The 14,822-nt window shown below is 66.1% G+C and carries 12 protein-coding genes; 1 reads left to right on the top strand and 11 read right to left on the bottom strand.

Annotated features, from left to right (window positions below; genetic code table 11):
* Window positions 1–112: 112 nt before the first annotated feature.
* The 8 genes from murB to MU516_RS04335 all read right to left on the bottom strand — a co-directional run bounded on the left by murB (window position 113) and on the right by MU516_RS04335 (window position 10,505).
* A complete protein-coding gene (murB, locus tag MU516_RS04370; RefSeq protein ID WP_260276256.1) occupies window positions 113–1,057 on the bottom strand; it encodes a UDP-N-acetylmuramate dehydrogenase in 945 nt (314 codons plus the stop codon).
* A gap of 1,412 nt (window positions 1,058–2,469) precedes the next feature.
* Entirely contained in the window at window positions 2,470–2,817 is a 348-nt protein-coding gene (locus tag MU516_RS04365) for a hypothetical protein (RefSeq protein WP_260275971.1), read from the bottom strand.
* A gap of 10 nt (window positions 2,818–2,827) precedes the next feature.
* A complete protein-coding gene (locus MU516_RS04360; RefSeq protein WP_260275970.1) occupies window positions 2,828–3,085 on the bottom strand; it encodes a DUF2484 family protein in 258 nt (85 codons plus the stop codon).
* Window positions 3,082–4,509, bottom strand: a complete 1,428-nt coding sequence (murC, locus tag MU516_RS04355; protein ID WP_260275969.1) for a UDP-N-acetylmuramate--L-alanine ligase — start codon at window positions 4,507–4,509, stop codon at window positions 3,082–3,084. Before murC ends, MU516_RS04360 begins: the two co-directional genes overlap by 4 nt.
* Window positions 4,506–5,591, bottom strand: a complete 1,086-nt coding sequence (locus MU516_RS04350) for a UDP-N-acetylglucosamine--N-acetylmuramyl-(pentapeptide) pyrophosphoryl-undecaprenol N-acetylglucosamine transferase (protein WP_260275968.1) — start codon at window positions 5,589–5,591, stop codon at window positions 4,506–4,508. The genes murC and MU516_RS04350 overlap by 4 nt, the downstream gene beginning before the upstream one ends.
* Window positions 5,591–6,754: a putative lipid II flippase FtsW gene (ftsW, locus tag MU516_RS04345; RefSeq protein ID WP_260275966.1), complete on the bottom strand. Its 1,164-nt coding sequence runs from the start codon at window positions 6,752–6,754 to the stop codon at window positions 5,591–5,593. Before ftsW ends, MU516_RS04350 begins: the two co-directional genes overlap by 1 nt.
* A gap of 215 nt (window positions 6,755–6,969) precedes the next feature.
* Window positions 6,970–7,713, bottom strand: coding sequence for a cytochrome c biogenesis CcdA family protein (locus MU516_RS04340; protein ID WP_260275965.1), 744 nt, complete (start codon window positions 7,711–7,713; stop codon window positions 6,970–6,972).
* 116 nt (window positions 7,714–7,829) lie between these two features.
* Entirely contained in the window at window positions 7,830–10,505 is a 2,676-nt protein-coding gene (locus MU516_RS04335) for an Rne/Rng family ribonuclease (RefSeq protein ID WP_260275964.1), read from the bottom strand.
* Window positions 10,506–11,223: 718 nt separating this feature from the next.
* On the opposite strand from MU516_RS04335, the gene MU516_RS04330 reads away from it, so the two are divergent.
* Window positions 11,224–12,120 carry a DUF726 domain-containing protein gene (locus MU516_RS04330; protein ID WP_260275963.1) on the top strand — a complete coding sequence of 299 codons (897 nt, stop codon included), beginning with the start codon at window positions 11,224–11,226 and terminating at the stop codon, window positions 12,118–12,120.
* Window positions 12,121–12,124: 4 nt separating this feature from the next.
* Here the strand turns inward: MU516_RS04330 and MU516_RS04325 are convergent, their stop codons facing one another.
* From MU516_RS04325 to MU516_RS04315, 3 genes are all read right to left on the bottom strand, one after another.
* Window positions 12,125–12,748, bottom strand: coding sequence for an inner membrane-spanning protein YciB (locus tag MU516_RS04325; RefSeq protein WP_260275962.1), 624 nt, complete (start codon window positions 12,746–12,748; stop codon window positions 12,125–12,127).
* A gap of 21 nt (window positions 12,749–12,769) precedes the next feature.
* Window positions 12,770–13,669: a DMT family transporter gene (locus MU516_RS04320; RefSeq protein ID WP_260275961.1), complete on the bottom strand. Its 900-nt coding sequence runs from the start codon at window positions 13,667–13,669 to the stop codon at window positions 12,770–12,772.
* A gap of 70 nt (window positions 13,670–13,739) precedes the next feature.
* The gene (locus MU516_RS04315; protein WP_260275960.1) at window positions 13,740–14,777 is read right to left on the bottom strand and encodes a DUF1223 domain-containing protein; all 1,038 of its coding nucleotides are present in this window, start codon (window positions 14,775–14,777) and stop codon (window positions 13,740–13,742) included.
* Between the last annotated feature and the right edge of the window lie 45 nt (window positions 14,778–14,822).

Here is a 14,822-nt window from a genome sequence, read left to right as displayed (position 1 = left end):
TTGGTTGAGACGCGGCCGGATTGTTCCCGATCCTGCGTCTTGTTCCGGCAGGATAGCCGCAAAGCGGAAATCGCAAAAGGACATTTTTGCGTTTCCGCGCAGAATGTTGGCCCTAGCGCGGGTCGTCGCCGTCTGGCAGCGGGTCGCCGATGCGGATGACCTCCCATTGCAGGTCGTGACCGCTGTCCTCCATCACCCGCCGCCGCACCAGCTCGCCCAATGCCTCAAGCTCGGCTGCGGTCGCGCCACCCGTGTTCAGCAGGAAATTCGGATGTTTTTCAGACATCTGCGCGCCGCCCCAGCTGTGCCCGCGCAGGCCCGCTCGGTCGATCAGCGTCCATGCCTTCAGGTCGTGGCTGTCGTCGTCGCGGCCGGTCGAGCTGAAGCCTGCCGGGTTGCGGAAGGTCGAGCCGGCGCTGCGGTCCTTGGTCGGCTGGGTGTCGTCGCGCCTGGCCAGTTGCCGCGCCATCCTGTCGTGCAGCGCGTCGGGGTCGCCCGTTGCGGCGCGGAACACCGCTTCGGTGATGATCGCGCCCGGCGGCAGGTCCGCGTGACGATAGGCGAAGTTCAGATCCTGCGGCGTCAGGGTGATCTGGCGACCGTCGCGGGTGACGGCGCGGGCCAAGCTTAAATGATCGGCGACATAGCTGCCATAGCAGCCCGCATTCATCCGTACGGCACCACCGATACTGCCGGGAATGGTGCGCAGGAAGGTCAGGTCCAGCCCCGCATCGGCGGCGCGGCGGGCGACATGGGCATCCAGCGCGGCGGCCCCGGCAGTGACGGTTTCTCCAGCAATTTCAATGCCGTTGAAGCCGCGCCCCAGACGGACCACCACACCGCGGATGCCGCCGTCACGGACGATCAGGTTGCTGCCGACGCCCATGGGAAAGACCGGCACGGCGGGGTCCAGCGCAGCCAGGAATTCGGCCAGATCCTGCGGATCGGCGGGCTGAAACAGCCAGTCGGCGGGGCCTCCGACGCGCAGCCATGTCAGGCTGTCGAGGGGTCGGTTCGGGGTCAGCATGCCGCGGGGGGTGGGAAGATCGAGGGTCATCCGATGCTGGTAGCCAGAGCCGCGCGAGGCGTCAACATCGCGGGTGTTGCACGGGCCGCGCAACAGGGCGTGCGTTGCGTGATGCCGCGACGCGCGCCCCGATGGCGGCAGGGCCAGCAAACGCAGGGATTTCGGCCGCACAGCCCGTGCACCGGGGCGGCACAGCCCGTGCACAGAGCGTACACAGCTTGCGGACCCGGCGTTAAGGGATCGATAGGGAATGAACACGTCGGCATACTGAAGCAGCGCATCGGCCAACCGATGCAGGTCCAGATTCTGCGACAAGATCCAGGTGACAACCGCCGGACCCGTCCACTTGCCCACTGACCCGCCGATCTCTCTGGCCGCGCCTCTCAACACCTCGTCGGCTAGCCCTGCCCCATACTCAACCACCGAAATGACTGCCTGCCTGAGAAGCCGCGCCACGGCGCGCAATCTAGAGGCCGAAGGTTGCTGCTTTTCAAGCTCCTGTTCGGCCTGTTCAAGCTGCTCGACGACGGACTGCGCGGCGGCAACCGCCGCATCAGCCTGATCGCACAGTCTTTCTGGCGGGTCGTTGTGCCGCCGATGCGGAGCAAGGATCCCGTCCAAGCCGGCTTGGCTTAGCGCAGCCTTCAGCCTGCGAACCTCTTCCAGCAAGCGATGTCGATCCGAGATCTGGCGTATTTCACGATCCAGCGCCTCGCCGCCCTGCTTCCACTGCGTATCGTCGATCAGCGCGATGTCGCGCAGCAGCGACCAGCTATGCGGACGGCAATCGAGGGCGCGTTGATACCAGTCGATCCAGAAATCGCCGCCGGGCGCATCCTTCAGAACCGGGATCGAGGACGACCAGATTCCCGAAAGCGGGTTGTGCTCAGGCCAGAGAGGCAATGACAGCAGATCGCGACCAGAAAATATTGCATTGAGATCCGTCTCGAATGAGACCCAAGACGCGGTAGCGCCACGGCTATCGACTGCATATGCACATGCATCGGCGGCCGAGGACGCTGCTACAGCGGCATAGCTGGAGTTGGCGCGTACTGCGTAGCGAATCGCGTCAACGCATGGCCAGCGCCCTTGTCATCTGCCCGATACACCTTGTGTGCGGCGTCATAGCCTGCATAAGCAGCGTCGGCTGCAGATGCCGCGACCTGAACCTCATCGGATGAGCATCTAATCGCGACCCCTATCAAAAGGCCCAAGCGCAGCGCCGGCAGAGGCGATAGATCGTATTTCTGTGACCATTGCTTGACTACGGACGCTATCCAAACCGGGGCTACCCTCGTGGCGGCGCGATGGGCGAATTTGGTCGCCTCGTCCGGATCACCATTCTGACGTCAGATCTTGAGATCGTCGATATTGGCGATGCGATGTCGTTCGTTCATGTCATCAGCTTTGACGCACAAAGCGGCCTGCACAAGCCATCTTGCCTATAGCAGCATCGTCCATCCCGACATCCCGACTGCGGCGGCCAGCCCCAGCAGCGTCAACACCCCCGGCAGGCTTTGCCAGGGATATCGGCGGAGAAATCTTTCGCTGACGATCAGGGCCAGAGCCGTACCGCCCAGAGCCGGAAGGACGGTGAACATCTGGGCGCGCAGGGCGGCAAGGTCGTGAAAGCCGTTCTGGCCCCTGGTTGCGAAGAAAAGCTGGGTCGCGATGGCTGCCAGCAGCAGCGACAGGATCGCAAGCGGCCAGCGCAGGCGCAGCCAGATGCTGGCGGCGGCGATCAGCGCGGCGCCCGAGGCGCAGGCGATTGCGATGAGCCAGGGGGACACCCGCGCGGTCCTAGTCCAGCGGCGGCAGCATCGGATCGCGGGGATGGCGGCGGGGTGGCCAGAACAGCGCGGCAAGGCCAAGCGCGAAGCCCGCAACGCCCAGGATCGGGCCCCAGTTCAGGGTCAGCCAGCCCAGCACCGGCACGCCCGTGGCGACCAGCGCCCAGAAGGCGCGCGGACGATGATGGGCGCGCAGCCACGGCAGCAGGCAGGCCAGCAGCAGCCAGACCGCCGCGACGGCAACGGTGGCAAGATGAAGCCCGGTCACGCGGCCTTGCCTTGCAGCCGCGCGGGCAGCGCGTTGGCCCAGGCCGAGATGGTGCCGGCGCCCAGGCACACCACCATGTCGCCGGGCCGCGCCTGTTCGCGGACCAGCCGTTCCAGGTCGTCTTCGGACAGGATCGCGCGGGCGTGGCGGTGGCCATGGGCGATCAGCCCGGCCACCAGATCGTCACGCGAGGCGCCGGGGATCGGATCCTCGCCCGCCGCATAGACATCGGCGATGGCAACCACGTCCGCCTCGTTGAAGCAGGTGCAGAAATCGTCGAACAGGCTGGACAGGCGCGAATAGCGGTGCGGCTGGTGGACGGCGATCACCCTGCCCTCGGTCGCCTGGCGCGCCGCCTTGAGCACGGCGGCGATTTCCACCGGGTGATGGCCGTAGTCGTCGATGATGGTGACGCCATCGACCTCGCCCACGCGGGTGAAGCGGCGGCCGACGCCGCCGAACTTTGCCAGCGCCTCGCGGATCTCGGCCTTCTTCATGCCCAGATGGCGGGCGACGGCGACGGCGGCAAGGCAGTTCGAGACGTTATGATCGCCGGGCATCGGCAGGGTGCATCCCTCGATCATCTCGACCTGCGTGCTGTCCTTGGCGCGTTCGCCCTGCAGCGCGATGTCGAAATGGGCGATGCCCTTTTCATAGCGCAGATTCATGGCGCGGATATCGGCCTGGGCGTTGAAGCCGAAGGTCACGACGCGGCGTTCGGTCAGCCGCCCGACCAGCGACTGCACCTCGGGGTGGTCGGTGCAGCAGACGGCGAGGCCGTAGAAGGGGATCGAGCTTGCGAAATCGTAGAACCCCTGCCGCAGCGCGTCGAAATCGCCCCAGTGTTCCATGTGTTCGGGGTCGATATTGGTGATGATGGCGATGTCGGTCGGCAGGCTGTTGAAGCTGCCGTCGCTTTCATCGGCCTCGACCACCATCCATTCGCCCTCGCCCGCGCGCGCGTTGCTGCCATAGGCATGGATGACGCCGCCATTGATGACCGTGGCGTCCAGGTTGCCGGCGTCCAGAAGCGTGGCGACCATGGTGGTCGTCGTCGTCTTGCCGTGGGTGCCGGCAACGCAGATATTGGATTTCATGCGCATCAGCTCGGCCAGCATCTCGGCCCGGCGAACGACCGGAAGGCCGCGGCGGCGCGCCTCTTCCAGTTCGGGATTGCCCTTCTTGATGGCGGTCGAGATGACCACCACGCCGGCCTCGCCGATATTCTCGGCGCGCTGGCCCTCGAACACTGTGGCGCCCAGGGCTTCCAGCCGGTCGGTGATCTTCGAGCGTTTCAGGTCGCTGCCCTGAACCTGGTAGCCCAGGGTCAGCAGCACCTCGGCGATGCCCGACATGCCGATGCCGCCGATGCCGGTGAAATGGATCGGGCCAAGCTCTCCGGGCAGTTTGGTGGCGGCGTTCATGGCACTATCTCCGTGATCAAATCGTAAAGGCGGCGGGCCGCGTCGGGGCGGCCCAGTTCCAAGGCGGCCGCGGCCATGCCGGACGCGCGCGCAGGGTCTGTGAGGATCGCGAGGATGTCGCGCGTCAGGCTGCCTGCGTCAAGCCCGGATTCCGGCCGGACGAGCGCGGCGCCGGACCGGGCAAGCGCCCGCGCATTGGCAGTCTGGTGATCGCCGGTGGCCGCGGCATAGGGGATCAGGATCGCCGGGCGGCCGATCACGGTGATATCCGCAATCGAGGACGCGCCCGAGCGGCTGACGACAAGCTGAGCCTGGGCAAGCCGCTGCGGCACGTCTGTGAAGAAGGGCTGCACATCGGCGGTGACACCGGATCGGGCATAGGCATCGGTGACGCGGTCGGCATCCTCGGCCCGCGCCTGATGGCTGACGCGCAGTCGTGCGCGTAGATCATCGGGCAAGGCGGCGGTCGCGGCGGGCACCACGTCCGACAGGACGCGCGCGCCCTGGCTGCCGCCGATCACCAGCAGATGCAGCACGCCCAGCCCCGGCGCGGCATAGGTTGCGGCGGCGCGGTCCAGCACGGCGGCGCGGACCGGGTTGCCGGTATGGACACCCTCGACCCCCGCGGGCAGATCGGTCGGCCAGGTGCCGCAGGCCACGCGGTTCACCCGCGCCGCGAAGATCCGGTTGACCCGCCCCATGACGCCGTTCTGTTCGTGGACAAGCCGCGGCAGGCGCATCGTGAACGCCGCCGACAGCGCCGGAATGGTCGGATAGCCGCCGAAACCCACCACGACCGATGGCCGGTCGCGGCGGAAATCGGCGCGTGCCGCCATCACCCCCGCGGCGATCTTCAGCGGCGCGGTCAGCTTGCCGATGACGCCGCCGCGGGCCGTCGTGGCCGAGGGGACGACGACACGTTCGACCGCATCGGGAAAGCCGCCCGCATAGCGCGCGCCGCGATCGTCGGTCGAAAGCTTGACCCGCCATCCTTCGGCCAGCAGCAGTTCCGCCAACGATTGCGCGGGAAACATGTGTCCGCCGGTGCCGCCGGCAGCGATCAGAGCCAGCCTGGGGGCCATCAGCGTGCCCGCCGCAGGATTTCGGCCATCTCGCCCTGTGGCCGCGTCCGGGTCAGCGCCAACAGCATCCCCAGCGCGATCCCCGAGGCGATCACGGACGATCCGCCATAGCTGACGAAGGGCAGCGTCATGCCCTTGGCGGGCAGCAGCCGCACCGCGACGCCCATGTTGATCAGCGCCTGCACGCCGAACGCGCAGGCCAGACCGGTTCCGGCGATGCGGGTGAACGGGTCACGTTCCTTCAACAGGCGCAGCAGCGACCGCACGACGATGGTGCAGTACAGCGCGATGATCGCCAGCACCATGATGGTGCCGTATTCTTCCGCTGCGACGGCGATGATGAAATCTGTGTGCGCGTCCGGCAAGGACCATTTCACCGTGCCCTCGCCGACGCCGACGCCGAAGAAGCCGCCCTCTTGAATAGCATTGGTGGCATAGCCGATCTGCGTGCGCGGATCGATTTCCGGATTGAGAAAGCCATTGATCCGGCGGGCGAAATGTTCGGACGCGCCATAGGCGAAGACGCCGCCCGCGATCGCCATGCCCGCGACCCCCATCAACAGGATCAGCGGCGCACCGGCCACGAAATACATCACCAGCCACGAAAACAGCACCAGCGAGGCCTGACCGAAATCGGGCTGCAGTGCCAGCAGCACCACGATCGCCCCGGCAGTGACGAAGGAATAGAACTTGCCCGGCGGGCCGCCGACCTCTTGGCTGGCGGCCATGAACCACGCGCATAGCGCCACGAAGCCCGGCTTCAGGAATTCCGAAGGCTGAACCGATACGAAGCCCAGGGACAGCCAGCGCGTCGCACCCTTGCCGAAATCCGTGCCGATCACCGGCAGCGCAAGGATCAATGCAAAGGCCGCAAGAAAGCCGAGGACGCCAAGCCTGCGGATCTGTCGCGGCGACATCATCGAGATGACCAGCATCACGCACAGCGCGACGCCGCCGAAGAACGCCTGGCGCTGAACATAGTAGAAACGCGGCAGATTGTTCTTTTCGGCCAGCGGCACCGACGCCGCCAGACCCAGCAGCAAGCCGATCGTGAACAGCCCAAGGACGCAGGCAAGTGACCACTTGTCCAGCGTGCGCCACCAGCGTGGAAGAATAGGGTCGCCCGCCCTTGCGGGCGTGGCACCAAAGACCATCTCGGTCATGGGAATACCGCCGTCACTGCCTCTGCATCGTCCGGTTTTTCCGGATCTGTCGGCAAGGATAGCGTGATTTCATCTGTCGCGCCACTCCCGATTGCGGCGCAGATCACAAAACCGTCGGCACGTGACCACTGGAAGGATTCTTCCTTGCGGAAATACCCCACGGTGGAGCGGCGGTGTGCCCCCCGCTTTCCAGGAACCGCCGCGCGGCCCTGCGATCAGCCCAGTTCGGCCAGCGCCGGAAAGGTTTCGAGCAGCCAGAAAGAGAACGCAGAGAATGCCCCGAACAGCAGCATCAGTCCGACCACGACCAGCAATGCACCCATGATCTTTTCGATCGTCTTCAGATAGGGTTTCAGCCGGTTCATCAGACCGATGGCACGGCGGATGAAGATCGCCGCCAGCAGGAACGGGATGCCCAGCCCCAGCGCATAGACCGCCAGCAGCGCCGTGCCGCGCGACAGTTCACCTCCGGTCGCCGCCAGCGACAGGATCATGCCAAGCTGCGGGCCGATGCACGGCGTCCAGCCGAAGGCGAAGGCCAGCCCCAGCACATAGGCCCCCAGCGCCCCGCCGCCCTGTTGACCGGCGTCGATCCGCGCCTCCTGATCCAGGAACGGGATGCGGATGACATGCAGGAAATGCAGCCCCATCACGATCACCACGATCCCGGCCAGCTTGGCCAGAATGTCCTGATATTGCAGGAAGGCGCGCCCGAAGGCCGAGGCGGCGAAGCCCATCACCAGAAAGACTGTGGACAGCCCCAGCACGAAGAACAGCGCCGGAAGGACTGCGCTGCGTTCGCCGGTCTTCAGCCCGTTGACTCCGACCCCGGTCATATAGGCCAGATAGGGCGGCACGATGGGCAGCACGCAGGGTGACAGGAAAGACAGCAGACCTGCCAGCAGCGCCACGAAGGCGGCGGGCAGGAAGGCGGCACTGGCAAGTTCGATTCCAAGCATGGCGCGACAATAGCCACTTGGCGCGTGGCGCCTAGGGACAAATCGTCACGGTTGCGTGGGGTGCAGCCGGGGCGCGCGTCAATGCCAGCGCGCGCGCGCCCCGGGATCAAAGCCGTTCAGCGACCCAGCGACCACCAGCCGCGGCGCTTGGGACGATCATCCTCGGGCTGCGCTTCGGACGCAGCCTCGGCCTCGGCCATTTCGGGCGCACGGCCCTGATCCGCGTCCTCGCCGGCGCGGTCATCGGTCACCTGCGCCGCGGCGTCGGCGAGTTGCGGTGCCGGTTCGGCGTCCGCGGGTTCGTCACGTTCGACCGCCTCTTGCGCCGCGACGTCCTCGGCCGCGACCGCATCGACGGGGGCGCCCTGCATATCGGCTTGCGGGGCGGGTTCGTGCGCCGCGTCATCAGACTGGGCCGCGACGGGTTCGCGCACCTCGGCGGTCACCTCGGCACCGGCCTGAGGCGTGACCTCGCTGGCCGTGGAAGCCGCCTTCGGATAGCCTGCATTCACGCCGGGCAGCGTGTCGGCGCGGGTTTCCTCGCCCTTGTCGTCAAGATCGACGGCGTCCGGCAAGGCGCCTGCGGCGGTGTCGCGATCCGCGTCCTGACGGCTGTCGCGGCGACGGCTGCGCGAGCGGGCACGGGGTTTGCGGCCGGATTCGGGCTGTTTTTCGTCGGCATCAGCCGATGCATCGGACGCATCGCCCGACGCGGCCTGTTCCGCCTCATCCGCGTCGCCATCATTCCGGTCAGACGCCGCGGCGGTGTCGTCACCGTTCTGATCCTCGCCGCGTTCGCCCGATTTCCTGCGCCGGCGGCGGCGACGGCGGCGGCCGCGGCCAGCGTCGTCGTCATCCCCGTTGGACGGGCTGGTGTCAGCTTCCGCCGGCTTGCTTGTTGCGGCATCCGGGGTGGCCTCATCGGTCGGCGCAGCGGCTTCGCTGTCGTCGTCCTGATCGCCCACATCCTCATCATCGATTTGCGCCATCAGTTCGGCATCGACGGACAGGACCGGGTGGGCCGCATCGGGAACCGTGCGGATCGCGGTCTTGAATTTCTCGATCGTGTAATCGGGCGAGATCAGCGCGGGATCACCCTCGATCCGAACCGACATGCCGTAGCGCAGCTCGATTCCGGCGATATGTTCGCGCTTGGAATTGATGAGGAAGTTCGCGACGGCCACCGGCGCGCGGACCAGCACTTCGCGCGACCGCTTGCGCGTTCCCTCTTCCTCGACCGAACGCAGGATCGTCAGTGCAAGGCTGTCATCGGACCGGATCAGGCCGGTGCCGTGGCAGTGCGCGCAAGGCTGCGTCGTGCTTTCCAGCATGCCGGGACGAAGCCGCTGGCGCGACATCTCCATCAGGCCGAAGCCCGAGATCCGACCCACCTGGATGCGCGCACGGTCGGATTTCAGCCGGTCCTTCATGCGCTTTTCGACGGCGGCGTTGTTCTTGCGCTCTTCCATGTCGATGAAGTCGATCACGATCAGACCGGCCAGGTCGCGCAGACGCAGCTGGCGCGCCACCTCGTCGGCGGCTTCCAGGTTGGTCTTCAGCGCCGTTTCCTCGATCGAGCCTTCCTTAGTGGCCCGACCCGAGTTCACGTCGATGGCCACCAGCGCCTCGGTCACGCCGATGACAATATAGCCGCCCGATTTCAGCTGCACGGTCGGGTTGAACATGCCCGACAGGTAGCTTTCGACCTGGTAGCGCGCGAACAGCGGCATCGGATCCGCGTAATTCTTCACGTTCCTGGCGTGGGACGGCATGATCATCTTCATGAAGTCCTTGGCGACGCGATAGCCGCGATCGCCCTCGACCAGAACCTCGTCGATATCCTTGGAATAGAGATCGCGGATATTGCGCTTGATCAGGTCGCCTTCCTCGTAGATCGGCGCAGGCGCGACCGATTTGAAGGTCAAGTCGCGGATCTGTTCCCACAGGCGCAGAAGATATTCGTAGTCGCGCTTGATCTCGGTGCGGGTGCGCTGGCTGCCGGCGGTGCGGATGATCAGCCCGGCGCCCTTGGGCACCGACAATTCGCCCGCGATGTCCTTCAGCTTCTTGCGGTCCGCGGCATTGGTGATCTTGCGGCTGATGCCGCCGCCACGCGCGGTGTTGGGCATCAGCACGCAGTAGCGTCCGGCCAGCGACAGATAGGTGGTCAGCGCCGCGCCCTTGTTGCCGCGTTCTTCCTTGACGACCTGCACCAGCATGATCTGGCGGACCTTCACGACCTCCTGGATCTTGTAGCGGCGGGCGCGGGGCTTTCTGGACGGACGGATCTCTTCGGACACATCCTCGTCGGCGACCGACTCGATGTTGTCGTCCTTTGAGGCGGCGTCGCCCTTTGCGTCGGAACCGTTGTCGCCATCGGCCTCGCCGTCCTGCGACGCGGCCTCGGCCGAGACGGTTTCATCGCCGGTCTCGGATTTTTCGGCCCTGGGCGCGGATCTGCGGCGGCCGCGGCCACTGCTTTCCTCGGCCTCCTGAGCCTCGGCATGGGCGCGCTCCTCGGCCAGCAGCGCCTCGCGGTCGGCGGCGGGGATCTGGTAATAATCGGGGTGGATTTCCGCAAATGCCAGGAAACCGTGACGGTTTCCGCCGTAGTCCACGAAGGCCGCCTGCAGCGAGGGTTCGACCCGCGTCACCTTTGCCAGATAGATATTGCCCGAGATCTGACGCTTGTTCAGGGTCTCGAAGTCAAATTCCTCAACTTTCGTTCCATCGACCACGACCACCCGAGTTTCCTCGGCGTGGGTGGCGTCGATCAGCATTTTCTTTGCCATTTTTATGTCTTTCGCGCAGGCATGCGTCCGTCGGCGCCAATGGCCCCGACGAAAGATGGCTGCTGGATGATGTGGGCGCGATGGCGGCGATGGCGGTGGTCACGGGTCCGGCTTGGCCTGCGGCCCGCCCTCCGTGCTCCACTCCGACCGTCGCGCGCTTCATCGCGTCTGTTCCTTGTGATGGCCCGTCAGCCGCAGGGCTGGCCGGACCGCTGTCCTACATCGCCCCGGTCGCGATAGGTCGCTGCACAGAGGCTGAGTTTTCCGCGAGACACATGTCGCCTGGCTGTCGGCCGGGACCAGAGGTGCCGCGCTGCGAAACTGTTGGCGTCGCAACCCGAAGTTGAGGGCGCATGACGCATAACCGCAACATAGAGGTGGATGAGGGCAAGTTTCAATGCCGAAAAGAAATCACGCGTCGAATCGGCGCCCGAGTGCCGTGTCGGTCATCGGGGCCGCAAGACCGGGACACTTCGGGCCGATCGGCCCGGACCCTGTTGCGCGACACCGACGGAAGACAGGTTGCGACCGCGCAACAGCCGCCGTGAAAGCAACATGCCATTCATTACATAACGTCTTCAAAATCCTGTTTTGAAACAGATTTATGAAATAATCCGTCAACGGCCCCAGCCTTCACGCGAGCTTAACGCTTCTTTCACGCCGTTGTCGCAACATCCACCTACCACGTCGCGTAACGGTGGTTGTTCAGGAGGTCGGAATGCCGGTCGTCAAGGTCAACGCACAACACGACGCGCCGCGGCGGTTGTGGCAGACCGCCGAGACGCTGCAGGAAGGGGCACCGATCGTCGTGATGGTGCACGGGTACCGTTATTCGCCCTCCAGCCCGGCACATGACCCGCATCGCCATATCCTGTCGCTGGACCCCGATCACAGCTGTCGGCGCGCCCATTCCTGGCCGCGTGCGCTGGGATTCGGCACCGGCGCGCGGGAGGAAGGGCTGGCACTGGCCTTCGGATGGGAGGCGCGGGGCAGCCTGGGCGGCGCCTATCGCCGTGCAGGCGAAGCCGGTGCATCGCTGGCCCGGATCGTATCGCAACTGGCCGAACGGGCCGGACGACCCGTCGCGGTGATCGGACATTCCCTGGGCGCACGCGTGGCATTGCAATCGCTGCAACACGCCGATCCCGGCAGCATCGGCCGGGTGATCCTGCTGACGGGCGCCGAGTTCCGCTGCGCCGCCGCCGACGCGCTGGACAGCCGGGCCGGGCAAGACGCCGAGATCATCAATGTCACCTCGCGCGAGAACGACATCTTCGATTTCGCGCTGGAACAATGGCTGTCCCGGGGCCGGCGTCAGGCGCTGGGGTTCGGGCTGGACACGCCGTCGCGCAACTGGATCGACGTGCAGATCGATCACGGCGAGACGCTGGCCGCGCTGGAATCACTGGGGTTCCCGACAGAACGGCGGCCGCTGCGCCTGTCGCACTGGACGCCCTATCTGCGCCGCGGCCTGTTCGATTTCTATCGCACCGCGCTGTGCCGGCCATGGGCGCTGCCGATCGGCATGCTGCATGCCCGCCTGCCCGGCCGGATCGAACCGCGCTGGTCACGCCTGCTGGCCGGGCCCGCCCAGTTCGGGCTGGCGCGCGGCTAGCGGGTCATTTCCGGCCGTTGTCCGGGTTTCCTTCATCTGCATCGGTCTGGATCGCATGGGCCCGATACAGCCCGGCATTGCCCATCAGGAATACGAACAGGATCAGCGGCAGGCCGAAGGTCTTGAAATAGACCCAGGTGGTTTCGGACATGGTGCGCCAGACGACCTCGTTCGCCACGGCCAGTGCCAGGAACAGCAAAGCCATCCGCAGGGTCAGCTTGCGCCAGCCAAGCGCGTCCATCGGCAGCGCCTCGGACAGCACCGCCTGCAGCCAGTTCTTGCGCGCAAGCAGGCTATAGCCAAGAATCGCCGCGAACAGCAGATAGATCATCGTCGGCTTCATCTTGAAGAAGCGCGGATCGTTCAGCCAGACCGACAGCCCGCCGAAAACGATCACCAGCACCAGCGTCGCGATCTGCATGGGCGCCAGCTTGCCGGTCAGCCGCCACTGAATCAGCGTGGCCAGCGCCAGCGCCGGGATGAAGACCAGCGTCGCCAGGATGAACGCGCTGTATTCCTGGCCGGCGATCACGGTCGTCTCGCCCCGCTTGAGGATGAAGACCAGGAAGAAGATCAGCACGGGCCCCAGCTCCAGCACCGGTTTGACCCAAGGTTTCGGTTCCTTCATCGCGTCACTACTCCTGCCTTGTCAGGCGGCGAATTCCACCACCACCGCGCCGGCCGCGATCAGCGCCATCAGCGCGGCCGGCACCAGCCCCACCTTTTCGCCCAGGATCAGCCAGCCGACAAGGGCCGCGAACACGGTCGATGTCTCGCGCAGGACCGCAGCGCGCCCGACATCGTCGATCCGGGTCGCCAGCATGATCGCGCCGAAACTGGCGAACGCGACCAGCGCGCCAAGGATTCCGCGCGTGGCCAGCGGGGCGATTTCGGCGCCGCGCAGCCGCGCGAGGCGGCGCAGGTTCCAGATCGGCATGAACAGCGAATCCAGCACGAAAAACCAGGCCAGGAAGGTGAAGGGATCGGCCGCCAACCGGATTCCCCAGGCGTCATAGGTCGTGTAAAGCGCGACGAAACCGCCGGTCACGACTGCCCAGGCAAGGGCCGGTCCCAGCGTTTCGCGGCCCACCTTCAGATGGGCGCGGTTCCACGCCGCCAGCCCGAAGATGCCCCCGGTCAGCAGCAGCACGCCGCCCCACTGGATCAGGTTGAAATGTTCGTGAAACACCACCCCGGCCGCGATTACCGCGAAAAGCGGCGCGCTGCCGCGCACGACAGGATAGACCACCGTATAGGCCCCGCGCGTATAGGTCATCGCCTGCGCGATCTTGTAGACGATGTGAATGACCATCGCCCCCAGCAGCACCGGCCACAGCGCGGCCGAAGGCCAGGGCACGACGAACAACGCTACCGGCAATGCCATCACACCATAGCTGAGATCGATGGCGGCGCGGCTGAGCCACGGGTCGTGCCGCCCCTTCTGCAGGGCGCCGAACAGCGCGTGCAGGAATGCCGCCATGACCGCAAGCGCCGAGGCCACCCGCGCGCCCTCGGGCGTGCCCGCGATCTGGATGACCCATTCGCTCATCCGCTGGTGATGGCGCGAATTTGCAGGATCTGCAAGATGTGCCGGCCGCGTCCGGCGTCAGGGCCGCGCGTCAGTCCAGCCGGATCGCAGCCAGGATCGGTCCCGGCAGGTCATCGCCCGTCAGTTCCTTCTGGATCAGCAGCGCGTGGCGCGCATCGGCGGGAAACTCCTCATCCGGCTCGCCGTCCGGGCGCACCGTCAGGCGCAGCGGCGCGGTGCCGTCCCATTTCGCCAGTTCGTCCAGGGCCAGCACGACATTCACATAGCTGACCGTCCGGCCGCGATTCTCGCCCGCCATCACCTTGACGTCGCGGCGCGGCGCATAGCGGACCAACAGGATCTCGACCCGACCGCCAAGATCCGACAGCGGCATCAGCTCGATCGCCTCGCCCTCGGCGGTGGTGTCGCGCTGGACGCTGAGCATGGCGGGCGACAGCCGGTTGGCGTCGATCAGAGCCATCAGCTGCGCCGGGCCCGGCGCGACCGCGGTATCCTGACCGTCGATGATCAGCTGCGGCGTATAAAGCGACCTTTCGCCCGAGGCGCGGGCATAGCCTTCCTGTCGGGCGGTGAATTCGGGCCGCGCGAAACTGTCGGCCCAGCCAAGATAGTCCCAGTAATCGACGTGGAACGACAGCGGCAGAACGCCGGGCTTGCCGGCCAGAGCGGCCAGCATCGCGTCGGCGGTCGGACAGGATGAACAGCCTTGTGACGTGAACAGTTCGACCACCACGGGCAATGTCGGCGGGGCAAAACTGTCCAGAGGCGGCGCATCCGGGGCCGCAAAACTGTTGAAGCCGCCCGATTCCGACGCCGCGAAGCCCATCACGCCGGGCTCTGCCCGGCCGGCATCGTCGGGTGCGGGGATCACGGGGGCGTCATCGGCCAATTCGGCCGGTGCCGCGCCCACAGCCGATGCGTCGCTTGCGGAGGTCACGGCGGAGCCACCCGATGCCGATGTCCCGACATCGACATCAGCGCCCGGCGTCTGAGCCAGAACCGGCGCCGACATCAGGCAGGCAAGCAGCGCCATCGCAGCCGGAATGCCGCGCATCACCGAAACGCCCGTGATCCGGTCCACCGACCCTGTCCGCATGCAACTGTCCATGATTTCCCCTTGCCTGTTATCTGCATAGCGGCTGCCATGGGCCCT

Source organism: Paracoccus maritimus, from assembly GCF_025195095.1.
Taxonomy (GTDB): Bacteria; Pseudomonadota; Alphaproteobacteria; order Rhodobacterales; family Rhodobacteraceae; genus Paracoccus; species Paracoccus maritimus.
Note: the sequence above shows the minus strand (reverse complement) of the source record. Positions and strands in the feature narration are given on the sequence as shown.